8 protein-coding genes are annotated in these 11843 nt (G+C 70.0%); 3 read left to right on the top strand and 5 right to left on the bottom strand.

From position 1 onward, the window contains the following. From LADH09A_RS32095 to glgA, 3 genes are all read right to left on the bottom strand, one after another. Positions 1-127: GlgB N-terminal domain-containing protein (locus LADH09A_RS32095; RefSeq protein WP_372492298.1), on the bottom strand; the 127-nt coding region annotated here is incomplete at its 3' end. After that, the gene (locus tag LADH09A_RS17020) at positions 115-2340 is read right to left on the bottom strand and encodes an alpha-1,4-glucan--maltose-1-phosphate maltosyltransferase (RefSeq protein WP_238646242.1); all 2226 of its coding nucleotides are present in this window, start codon (positions 2338-2340) and stop codon (positions 115-117) included. The genes LADH09A_RS32095 and LADH09A_RS17020, both read right to left, overlap by 13 nt. 161 nt (positions 2341-2501) lie before the next feature. Then, positions 2502-3719 (bottom strand): glycogen synthase, encoded by a 1218-nt coding sequence (glgA, locus tag LADH09A_RS17015; RefSeq protein WP_238646240.1) that lies wholly within the window; start codon positions 3717-3719, stop codon positions 2502-2504. A 70-nt stretch (positions 3720-3789) separates the two neighbouring features. Between glgA and glgC the strand changes: the two genes are divergently transcribed. Both glgC and pgm read left to right on the top strand, forming a co-directional pair. Beyond that, complete coding sequence (gene glgC / locus LADH09A_RS17010; RefSeq protein ID WP_124823459.1) at positions 3790-5022, top strand: glucose-1-phosphate adenylyltransferase; 1233 nt, start codon at positions 3790-3792, stop codon at positions 5020-5022. A gap of 31 nt (positions 5023-5053) precedes the next feature. Beyond that, on the top strand, positions 5054-6694 hold the full coding sequence (gene pgm, locus LADH09A_RS17005; RefSeq protein WP_238646239.1) for a phosphoglucomutase (alpha-D-glucose-1,6-bisphosphate-dependent): 1641 nt from the start codon (positions 5054-5056) through the stop codon (positions 6692-6694). A 172-nt stretch (positions 6695-6866) separates the two neighbouring features. Here pgm and LADH09A_RS17000 read toward each other — a convergent pair whose 3' ends face one another. Then, positions 6867-7778: an NAD(+)/NADH kinase gene (locus tag LADH09A_RS17000; RefSeq protein WP_274529667.1), complete on the bottom strand. Its 912-nt coding sequence runs from the start codon at positions 7776-7778 to the stop codon at positions 6867-6869. A gap of 100 nt (positions 7779-7878) precedes the next feature. After that, on the bottom strand, positions 7879-10986 hold the full coding sequence (locus LADH09A_RS16995) for a M14 family metallopeptidase (protein WP_238646237.1): 3108 nt from the start codon (positions 10984-10986) through the stop codon (positions 7879-7881). 293 nt (positions 10987-11279) lie between these two features. Here LADH09A_RS16995 and LADH09A_RS16990 point away from each other — a divergent pair, with 293 nt between their 5' ends. Continuing rightward, positions 11280-11798 (top strand): DapH/DapD/GlmU-related protein, encoded by a 519-nt coding sequence (locus tag LADH09A_RS16990; protein WP_099851971.1) that lies wholly within the window; start codon positions 11280-11282, stop codon positions 11796-11798. The last annotated feature ends 45 nt before the right edge of the window (positions 11799-11843 follow it).

Raw genomic sequence — 11843 nt, 5'->3', positions numbered from 1 at the left:
CGCCGACGAGCAGCACCACGTCGCCGGCACCCCGGCGCATCGTGCGGATCGTCGTCGAGGAGTCGGCGGGGTGCGCGCCGAGCAGCGCGTGCGGGTCGTGCGTCGCGCCGGAGATCAGCTGGTCCATCGGGCGTCCTTCGGGGCGGCGTCGGTCGGTGCGGAGGCGGACGGGCGGGTGGCCGCTCGGCGCGGCGGGGTCGGAACCGGGCCCGACCGGCGGGGCGGAGTCGGAACGGGAGCTGTCGGCGCGGGAGCTGTCGGAACGGGAGCTGTCGGTGCGGGAGCTGTCGGTGCGGGAGCTGTCGGCGCGGTGCCACCGGAGAGGTCGTCCGGCACGTCCTCCACGGTGAGGTCCGCAGGCTCGGCGCCGGCGGGTTCCGGGGCGGAGGGTGCGACCGGTCGGCGAACGGTCAGCACGTGCGCCGGTTGCAGGTACGGGTCGAGCCGCACCGCGTTGCGCTGACCCCAGTCGTAGCTGGTGCCGGTCAGCTCGTCGTGCACGGTGAACCGCTCGTGCCAGTCGAAGCCGAGCGACGGCATGTCGAGGGTGGTGTTGCCCCACTGCACCTCGCGCGAGTCGAACGAGCAGATGACGATGACGGTGTTGCCGGTCTCCGGGTCGTGCTTGGACCAGCAGAGCAGCGCCGGGTTGTCGATCTCGTGGAAGCGCAGGTTGCGGAGCTGGTGCAGGGCCGGGTTGTCCCGGCGTACCCGGTTGAGGGTGGTGAGGAACGGTGCCAGCGACCGGCCCTGCGCCTCGGCACCGGCCCAGTCCCGGGGGCGCAACTCGTACTTCTCGTTGTCCAGGTATTCCTCTGCGCCCGGCCGGGCCACGTGCTCGAACAGCTCGAAGCCGGCGTACATGCCCCAGGAGGGGGAGAGCAGCGAAGCCAGCACCGCCCGGATCTTGAACATCGGCGGGCCGCCGTGCTGCAACGACTCGTGCAGGATGTCCGGCGTGTTCGGCCAGAAGTTCGGCCGCATGTGGTCGGCCGACTCGACCAGCTCCTCGCAGTACTCCCGCATCTCGGCCGCCGTCGTGCGCCAGGTGAAATAGGTGTACGACTGCGTGAAGCCGACCTTGCCGAGGCCGTGCATGATGGCCGGCCGGGTGAACGCCTCGGCCAGGAACAGCACGTCGGGGTCGACCGTCTTCACCTCGGCGATCAGCCAGTGCCAGAAGTCGAACGGCTTGGTGTGCGGGTTGTCCACCCGGAAGATCCGGATGCCCTCGCCGACCCAGTGCAGCACGACCCGCAGCACCTCGGCCCGGATGCCCTCCGGGTCGTTGTCGAAGTTGACCGGGTAGATGTCCTGGTACTTCTTCGGGGGGTTCTCCGCGTACGCGATGCTGCCGTCGGCCCGGGTGGTGAACCACTCCGGGTGCTCGGTGACCCACGGGTGGTCCGGCGCGCACTGCAACGCCAGGTCCATCGCCACCTCCAGGCCCTGCGCCGCCGCCGCCTGGATGAAGGCGCGGAAGTCCGCCGGCGTACCCAGATCGGGGTGGATGGTGTCGTGGCCGCCCTCGGCGGCGCCGATCGCCCACGGCGAGCCCACGTCGGTCGGCCCGGCGGTGAGCGCGTTGTTGCGGCCCTTGCGGTTGATCCGGCCGATCGGGTGGATCGGCGGCAGGTAGAGCACGTCGAAGCCCATCGCGGCCACGCCCGGCAGCCGGTCGGTGGCCGTGGCGAAGGTGCCGGAGCGCCCACCCACCGCCCCCTCGGAGCGGGGGAAGAACTCGTACCAGGCCGAGTAGAGGGCCCGCTTGCGGTCAACCCAGATCGAGTACGTGTCGCCGGCGGTGACCAGCTCCCGCACCGGGTGCTCCCAGAGCAGGTCGGCCAGGGCCAGCGCCGGGCCGACCCGCTGGGGCAGCGGCAGGTCGGTCTCGACCAGCGCGGTCAGGGCGTCGGCGACCCGGGGCCGGTCGGCGGTCGGGACGAGGCCCTGAGCGGCGGCGAGCACCCGCGCGCCCTCGGCCAGGTCGTTGGCCAGATCTTCCGGACCCTGCCCGGCGGCGATCTTCTTGGTCACCGCGTTCTGCCAGGTCAGGTACGGGTCCTGGAACGCCTCGACGGCGAAGGACCACGAGCCGACGGCATCCGGCGCGATGGTGGCGTGCCACCGGTCCTGGCCGGGCTCGCCGGGGCGCATCCGGGTGAACGGCCTGGTGACGCCGTCCGGACCCGTCCAGACCACGTTGCAGCCGAGCGCGTCGTGCCCCTCCCGGTAGGCGCGGGCCGACACCGGGACCGGCTCGTCGACCACCGCCTTGGCCGGGTACCGCCCGCACGAGACGACGGGGGAGACGTCTTCGATCGGGAACCGTCCAGTCACCCCGCCAACCTACTGCGCGAGATCCGTTCGCGCGCGGCCAAGCCGTCAAGATCGACATGGGTTTGTTGAAAGCGCGGTATCGGCGCGACCTGGATGCGGCGGTTTCCGGAAACCCGAGTGGATCTAGGTCGGACGAGGGCCGGGGTCGTCGTCGGTCTTCCTCAGGCTGCGCCGACGGAGCGATAGATCTCGACGGTCTGCCGGGCGATGGCGTCCCAGGAGAAGTGCTCCACCGCGCGCCGCCGACCGGCCAGGCCGAACCGCTCGGTACGCGCCGGGTCGGCAAGCAGCGTGTTGATCGCCGCCGCCAGGTCGGCCACGAACTTCTCCGGGGCCAGCGGTCGCCCGGACCCGTCGGTGGCCTGCTCGATCGGCACCAGCAGGCCCGTCTCGTCGTCGGCCACCACCTCGGGGATGCCGCCGGTCGCGGTCGCCACCACCGCCGTCTCGCAGGCCATCGCCTCCAGGTTGACGATGCCCATCGGCTCGTACACCGAGGGGCACACGAACACGGTGGCGTGCGTGAGCACCTGGATCACCTCGGGCTTGGGCAGCATCTCCGCGACCCAGACCACGCCGGACCGGTTGGCCCGCAACTCGGCGACCAGCTCCTCCACCTCGGCGGCGATCTCGGCCGTGTCCGGCGCGCCGGCGAGCAGCACGAGCTGGGTGTCCGCCGGCAGCTCCCGGGCGGCCCGCAGCAGGTAGGGCAGGCCCTTCTGCCGGGTGATCCTGCCCACGTAGACCACGCTGGGTCGGGACGGGTCGACACCGAGCCGGTCCAGCACGTCGGTGCCGGAGTCCGGGGCGTACTGGATGGTGTCGATGCCGTTGTAGACCACCCGGACCCGGGACGGGTCGATCTGCGGGTAGGCGGTCAGCACGTCGTTGCGCATCCCCCCGCTGACCGCGATCACGGCGTCGGCGGCCTCCATGGCGGTGCGCTCGATCCAGGACGAGAGCGCGTAACCGCCGCCGAGCTGCTCGGCCTTCCACGGCCGCAGCGGCTCCAGGCTGTGCGCGGTCACCACGTGCGGCACCCCGTGCAGCAGCTTCGCGGTGTGACCGGCCATGTTCGCGTACCAGGTGTGGCTGTGCACCACGTCGGTGCCGGCCGCGCCGGCGGCCATCTCCAGATCCACGCCCATCGTGCGCAGCGCGGCGTTCGCGCCGGTCAGGCCGGGCGGTTCGGCGTACGCGGTGACCCCGGGCTCGGTGCGCGGCAGGCCGAAGCAGTGCACGCGGACGTCGGTGAGGCGGCGCAACTCCCGGGCCAGGTACTCGACGTGCACCCCGGCGCCGCCGTAGACCTCCGGTGGGTACTCGCGGGTGAGCAGATCGACGCGCAGGGATCCGGTGGCCGGGGAGGAGTCGGTCATGTGCGCACCCTAGTGCAGAAGAGTCCCCGTACGAGTGGTGAAGTGGGACGCGGGTGGATAGCGTCGGGGCATGGCTGCCAAGGTGCTCGCGATCGTCCTGGCGGGTGGGGAGGGCAAGCGCCTGATGCCACTCACCACGGATCGGGCCAAGCCGGCCGTCCCGTTCGGCGGGATGTACCGCATGGTCGACTTCGTCCTCTCCAACCTGGCCAACGCCGGCTATCTCAAGATCGTCGTGCTGACCCAGTACAAGTCCCACTCCCTCGACCGACACATCACCAAGACCTGGCGGATGTCCACGCTGCTCGGCAACTATGTCACCCCGGTGCCGGCGCAGCAGCGTCGCGGCCCGTGGTGGTTCGCCGGCTCGGCCGACGCCATCTACCAGAGCTTCAACCTGATCAACGACGAGCAGCCTGACTACGTGATCGTCTTCGGTGCCGACCACATCTACCGGATGGACCCCCGGCAGATGGTGGAGGACCACATCGCCTCCGGCGCCGCGGTGACCGTCGCCGGCATCCGCCAACCGCTGTCGATGGCCGACCAGTTCGGTGTCATCGAGGTCGGCGAGGACGGCAAGCGGATCCGGGCGTTCCGTGAGAAGCCCACCGACGCGGTGGGTCTGCCCGACGCGCCGGACGAGATCTACGCCTCGATGGGCAACTACGTCTTCACCACCCGGGCGCTGTGTGAGGCGGTCGAGCGCGACGCGGAAGACAAGACCAGCAAGCACGACATGGGCGGCAGCATCATCCCGATGCTCGTCGAGCGGGGCGAGGCCAACGTCTACGACTTCCGCGACAACGAGGTGCCGGGCAGCACCGACCGGGACCGCGGCTACTGGCGCGACGTGGGGACGCTCGACTCGTTCTACGACGCGCACATGGATCTGATCAACGTGCACCCCGTGTTCAACATGTACAACTTCGACTGGCCGATCTACACCGAGCAGCCGCCGTGGCCGCCGGCGAAGTTCGTCCACCAGTGGGGTGAGCGGGTCGGCCGGGCGGTCGGCTCGATGGTCTCCCCGGGCGTGGTGATCTCCGGCTCCCTGGTGGAGAACTCGATCGTTTCGCCGAAGGTGCGGGTGCACTCGTGGGCGCACGTCGAGGGCTCGGTGCTGATGGAGGGTGTGGAGATCGGCCGGCATGCGGTGGTCCGGCGGGCGATCCTGGACAAGAACGTGTTCGTCCCGGAGGGCGCCGAGATCGGCGTCGACCTGGAGAAGGACCGGCAGCGCTACACCGTCTCCGACAACGGCATCGTGGTGATCGGCAAGGGCCAGAAGGTCGAGCCGTGACCGACGCGCACTCCCCGAGGAGGATCCCGCAGTGACCCACCCCCGTGCCGGCCAGCCCGCCGAGCCCGCCGACCTGGTCGACGTGCCGCGCCTGGTGACCGCCTACTACGCCGAGCATCCGGATCCCACGGACCCGGCGCAACAGGTCTCCTTCGGCACCTCCGGGCACCGCGGCTCCAGCCTGCGCAACGCGTTCAACTCCGACCACATCCTCGCGGTCACCCAGGCGCTCTGCGACTACCGGCGGGAGCAGGGCCTGGACGGGCCGCTCTTCCTCGCCCGCGACACCCACGCGCTCTCCGCGCCGGCCGCGGTGGACGCCCTGGAGGTGCTCGCCGCCAACGGGGTCACCGTGCTGGTGGACAGCCGCGACGGCTACACCCCCACGCCGGCGCTGTCGCACGCGATCCTCACCCACAACCGGGGTCGCACCAGCGGGCTCGCCGACGGCATCGTCATCACCCCGTCGCACAACCCGCCCGACGACGGCGGTTTCAAGTACAACCCCACCAACGGCGGGCCGGCCGACACCGACGTCACCCGGTGGATCCAGGACCGGGCCAACGCCATCCTCACCGCCGGGCTCAAGGAGGTCCGCCGGGTCACCTACGCGCGGGCCCGGGCCGCCGACACCACCGGGAAGTACGACTTCCTCGCCCACTACGTCGACGACCTGCCGTCGGCGATCGACATCGACGCCATCCGCGACGCCGGAATCCGGATCGGTGCGGACCCGCTGGGCGGGGCCAGTGTGGCGTACTGGGGTGAGATCGCCGAGCGGCACCGGCTGGACCTGACCGTGGTCAACCCGACGGTCGACCCGACCTGGCGGTTCATGACCCTGGACGGCGACGGCAAGATCCGGATGGACTGCTCCTCGCCCAACGCGATGGCATCGCTGATCGCCGCCCGCGCCGACTACCAGATCTCCACGGGCAACGACGCGGACGCCGACCGGCACGGCATCGTCACCCCGGACGCCGGGCTGATGAACCCCAACCACTACCTGGCGGTGGCGATCGGTCACCTGTTCCGCACCCGTACGCAGTGGGGTCCGGACGCCGCGGTGGGCAAGACGCTGGTCTCCTCGTCGATGATCGACCGGGTCGCCGCGGACCTGGGTCGTCCGCTGCTGGAGGTGCCGGTCGGCTTCAAGTGGTTCGTGCCCGGCCTGCTCGACGGCGCGGTCGGCTTCGGCGGTGAGGAGAGCGCCGGGGCGTCGTTCCTGCGCCGCGACGGTTCCACCTGGACCACCGACAAGGACGGGCTGCTGCTCTGCCTGCTCGCGTCCGAGATCCTGGCCACCACCGGGCGCAGCCCGAGCGAGCACTGGGCGGAGCTGGCCGAGAGGTTCGGCGCGCCCTCGTACGCCCGGATCGACGCCCCGGCCACCCGGGAGCAGAAGGCCGTGCTCGGCAAGCTCTCGCCGGACCAGGTCACCGCCACCGAGCTTGCCGGTGAGCCGATCACCGCGACGCTGACCACCGCCCCCGGCAACAACGCCCCCATCGGTGGCCTCAAGGTCAGCACGAAGTCCGGCTGGTTCGCCGCGAGGCCCTCCGGCACGGAGGACGTCTACAAGATCTACGCCGAGTCCTTCCAGGGCCCCGACCACCTCAAGAAGATCCAGGAAGAAGCCAAAGCCCTGGTAGACCAAGCCCTAACCCCCTAACCCACCCCCGCCCGCCCGCGCCCTCGCCCGCCCGCCCGCCCCGCCCCGCCCGCCCGCCCGCGTTGATCATGAAGTTATTGCCCTCCGCCTCGGCGTGTCGTGGCAATAACTTCATGATCAACGGCGGGTGGGGGCGGGGCCGGGTGGGGTGGGGGTGGGGTGGGGTGGGGGTTCAGCAGGGTGGGTTCAGTTCTTGTTGGGTGCGTCTTCGTAGTTCTTCGGGGAGCAGCTCGCGGAGCTGTTCGGGGAGGAACGGCAGGTCGAGCAGGGTCATCTTCAACTGGTTGCGCTCCTGGTAACGCAGCGGGTCGAAACGGACCACCAGGCCGGCGTTGCGCCGGTAGGTGATGTCCACCGTCCCCTCCGTCGCCGCGTCGCGGAACACCAGCCCGTCCATTTCCACCACGACCGGCGACGAGTTGGGTTGGAGCTCCAGGCGGATCTTCTCGTCCGGCGAGAGCACCACCGACCGGGAGATGCCGGCCATCGGCGCCGACGGCGTGATCACCACCGAGTCGGCGGCGGGGGAGATCAGTGGGCCGCCAGCGGCGTAGCTGTACGCCGTCGAGCCGATCGGGGTGCTGACCACCACGGCGTCGCTGCGGTAGTAGCCGTACTGCTGACCGTCGATGGCGAGGGTGACGCTGACGAAGCCGGAGCCGGGCTGGCGCACCAGCGCGATGTCGTTGAACGCCACGACGTCGTCGCCGCAGACGTCGCAGGCCAGGCAGGCGTGCGACTCGATGGTGAAGTCCCTCGACAGCAGCCGGCTCAGCGCGTCGGGCAGTTCCGGCGGCTCGATCTCGACGAGAAACCCCAGATGACCAAGGTGTACGCCGAGCACCGGCTTCGGGTCGCGGATGGCGGAGCGCAGCGCACCCAGCATGGTGCCGTCGCCGCCGATGCTGATCAGTGCGTCGGCCCGCGTGGCGACCTCACTCGCCGGCACCGGTTCGACGCAGGACGGCACCCGGTGCTGGTCCTCCTCGCGCACGATCAGCGTCTTGCGGTGGCGCGTCGCCCACCGTTCGATGATCCCGACCACCTCGGTGACATCCCGGGTGGGGTGCAGCACAAGTCCCAGCCCCGACACCCGTACAGCTCATCACATCGGTGGCGGGCGCACCCGGCGTACACCGAAGGTGCGCCGACGGCCCGCAGGCCGCCGGCGCACCTCGCCGCCGTCAGGGGCGGGGTTGACCGGTGAGATGGGTCAGCGAACGGGCGACCAGGTCATCGCGGGCGGCCGGGGGCAGGCCCTCCAGCCCGAAGCCCAGATACACCGTGTCCCCGGTGACCACCGCCGAGCCCTCCTCGAACGCCTGCTGGCTGCGTGACCAGTCGTTGGCGTTGCCAGCGGAGCCGGCCGGTGGCCCAGCCACCGTCCAGCCGCCCAGGTCGGCCGACTCGAACGAGGTATCCGCCACGGTCGACCCGTCGACCAGCACCCGGGCGTCGTCCAGGAAGACGCCGAGGCCCTGGGTGGACCAGTCCGAGGCGTACGTGATCGACACCTCGACCTGCTGGCCGGCGTAGCCGGACAGGTCGACCACGAACTCCTTCCAGCCACTCGACGACCCGGTCGCCGCGTTCCAGGCCCCGGTTGTGCCGGTGGAGGAGCAGTCCGCGCCCTGGTAGTGCCCGAGGAACGGGTGCAACTGCTCCACCCAACCTTCGGGGCAGCTGTCCCCGGTGGCCGTGCTGGTCTTGCCGTTGGCGTCCGGCAGGGTCGTCCAGTCGTCGCTGCCCACCGCGTGCGCCTCGACGAAGAGGAAGTCCCAGTTCTGCTCGATCTCGTACGAGGCGAAGAAACGCAGCTCACCGCTGTTCGCCCCGGTGAGGTCCACGGTGCGGGTGAGCCGCTTGTACGCCTCGTCGGCCTGGCCGCTGTGCAGGTACCACTCGCCCGTGCGCGGGTCGAACGGCGCGCCGCCCGGCCGGGCCCAACCCACCGGTGCGGAGCTGGCGAACTGCGGGAACTGGTCCGGCGGCAGGAAGCTCGACGTGGTCAGGAACGACGCGGTGTGCGCCTGGTTCTCCGCCGATCCGGGTGCGTTGAGCTGCCCGTTGAAGCCGGTGAACGCCGCGTCTTTCCCGACGACCGGGAACGGCTCTCCCTCCGGCGCGGTGCCGCCGTCACTGACATAGGTGTGTGCCCCCAGCCAGTACTGCTGGAAGTCGTTCAGCAGCGGCAGGCAGCTGATGTCCTCGGCATCCGTGCAATCCGGCGGCGCGTCCGGGTTGTACACGTACGATCCGTTGGCGCCCTGCGCGAACAGCGCGTACTGACCGCTGACCAGCAGCTTGCCGCCCTCGTTGAGGTAGTCCCGGACGGCCAGCTCGGTGTCCAGCGCTGCCTTTGCCGCGGTGCCGGCCACCTGGCCGGGAGAGCGCAGGATCACGTCGTCGCCGGTCTCCCAGACCACCGCCTTGTAGTGCGACAGCACACCGAGCGGGTGTGGCGCCGCACGGCCCATCGTGTCGAAGTCATACACGTCGCTGCTTCGCCCGGCGGCGGTCAGCGACGCCGCGACCTCGTCGGCGTACTTCGCGGTGGTGCCGGTCTGCGCCGGGCTGAGGCCGGTGACGTCCTCCATGGCGAGGATCAGCACCTCACCGCCGACGTCACTGTGCACCTGGTAGGTGAAGTGTTCACTCGCGACCACGCCGGAACGCGGTTTGTTGCCGGTGAACCAGACCTCCACCCGGTCACCCGGCTTCGTGCCGCCGACCGTGCCGCGCAGCTCGGCGTAGTAGTCGTCGTGCGTGTCGCCGTACCGCTCCCCGCCGCGCCACTCGCGGACCGCGACCGTCTTCGGTCGTCCGCCATTGACCGTGTAGTGCATCTTGACGTTCTTCAGCGCCCGACGGGTGATCGAGGCAACCTGCTGGTTACGCCCGTACGAGGTGTCGAAGGTGTCCACCACGAAGTCCGGGGTGCTCCTACCGACCACCGAAACCGGCTCGTCCGGGTCCGCCGCCGACTTCGCCACGGCCAGCGCGAACGGTAGGTTCTTGCCCACCTCGCCGGCGATCAGCTCCTCGTCGTCGGGGAAGATGAATCCGCTGACGCAGTCCTCCGGGCGCCACTCGTCGTCCGGGTCGACGGCCGAGGCGGCCTCACAGGTGGACATCTCCGGGGTGAAGCCCAGCGTGCCGTACCGGATGGTGGCGTGAGTGTCGGTGTCACCGTTGGTGGTGTAGAGCTCCGCGGAGATGTCCGGGTCGTAGCCGGGCACCGCCGGGTGCGCGTCGTCCCCGACCATCGCCTCGTAGATCACGTCGTCCGGGCTGGGGGTGCTCACCTGCCAGCCGATGCCGTAGAGCAGCAGCTCGGCTGCCGAATGGTAGTTGACGAGGAACTCGAACCCGACCCGCTTGAAGAACCGATCCAGGGCTACGGTCTCCGGCTCCGAGTTGGGGCTGGGCCCCCGGTAGGTTTCGCTGTTCGGATCCGGTGACGAGCCCTCGTTGTCGTAGCCCCACTTGTAGGCGAAGTTGCGGTTGAGGTCGACGCCGTCGCCGGAGCCGATCCGCCCGTCGCCGTTGTTGTCGCGCAGGTTCTTGCGCCACAACCGGTTGCCAGGGGTGAAGGTGTGGTCGTAGCCGTCCGGGTTTGCCACCGGCAGGAACCACAGCTCGGTCGTGTCCAGAAGACGGGTGATCTCCGCGTCGGTGCCGTAGCTGCCCAGCACGTGGTGCATCAGCCGACGGGTCATCTCCGGCGTGATCCACTCCCGGGCGTGCTGTGCGCCGGCGTACAGCACCGCCGGTCGCCGGCCGTCCGCGACGGTCCGCGCGTTCTTGGTGACCTTCACGGCGAGGATCGGCTGGCCCTGGTGAGTACGGCCGATCGTCTCCACCTTGGTCAACTTGGGGTACCGGGCCGCGGTGGCGTTCAACTCGTCCCGGATGCCGCCCGGCTCCCCGTAGGGGCGGAACGACGACCAGCCGGCCGCAGCCTGTTCCCGCAGCACCTGCGACGCGTCCTTGCCCCGCACCTTCTTGACCGACAGTGGAACGCCCTTGTCGGTCAGTCGCTTCGCCTGCTGGCGGCTGAGCACCGTCTCGACCGTCGTGCGGCCGGTCGAGTCCGTCTCCGCGTCGTGGCCGAGGTCGACCCCCGCCGCGCGTAGCTGATCCCGCTGTTTCGCGTCGACCGTGCCGACGTACACCTCCAGGCCGTCACGGAGGCCCGGTTCGGACGGGGGCCGCGCGCTGGCCGGTGGGGTGAGTGCCAGTGCGCCGAGCAGGGTGACCACGCTGGCGATCGCCAGTCGTCTCGGTCTCATCGCGCCTCCTTGGGTGAAGGATCTCTACGCGCGAGCCTTCGGCGCGGGGGTGATACCTGTCAATAGTTCGATGGGGGTGGTGTTGCTGACCGTGTCGGCATCGGTGCCGCACGTGATCGGCATGGCGGGGGCAGCTGACCGTGGTCGGTCCGGACCGGAGCGGCGTTCGGGAGTTTCCGTCACCTCGGCTCGGCGGGATCGTTACGGAGGTGTTTGGTCCGGTCACGGTATGCCATTCCCTCCGCCGATTGCTCAGTAAGTGAGGTCGACAGGTGCCCAGTCGCGTTCGCACCATGATCCGCAGGGTTCAGGACCACCTCGCCGGCTCCCGTGATCCTGAGGCGTTCGCCCGGTCACTTGGTGTGAAGCTGAACGGCCGGGTCAAGTTCTACGCGGTGAACCGGGCGATGTTCGGGTCCGAGCCCTGGTTGATCACGATGGGGGACAACGTCTACATCACCGCCGGGGTCCAGTTCGTGACGCATGACGGGGGCACCCTGATCCTGCGCAAGGACCATCCCGAGCTGGACTGGACGGCACCGATCACCATCGGCAACGACGTCTACATCGGTATGCGGTCGATGATCCTGGCTGGGGTCAACATCGGTAACCGGTGCGTGATCGGGGCGGGGTCGATCGTCACCCGCGACATCCCGGACAACACCGTGGCGGCCGGAGTGCCGGCTCGCCCGCTGCGCACCACGGACGAGTACCTCAAGCAGTTGCAGGCCAAGTCGCTGGGCATCGGCCATCTCGCCGTCCAGGCGAAGCACGAGGCGATCAAGAAGATCTACGGGGTCACGACGGTCTGAGGCCGGCTGGCCGTCGGCTTCTCCCGTTACGTCACGGATGCCCGT

Origin of the sequence: Micromonospora cabrerizensis (assembly GCF_022230955.1) — a bacterium.
GTDB classification, from domain to species: domain Bacteria; phylum Actinomycetota; class Actinomycetes; order Mycobacteriales; family Micromonosporaceae; genus Micromonospora; species Micromonospora cabrerizensis.
Note: the sequence above shows the minus strand (reverse complement) of the source record. Positions and strands in the feature narration are given on the sequence as shown.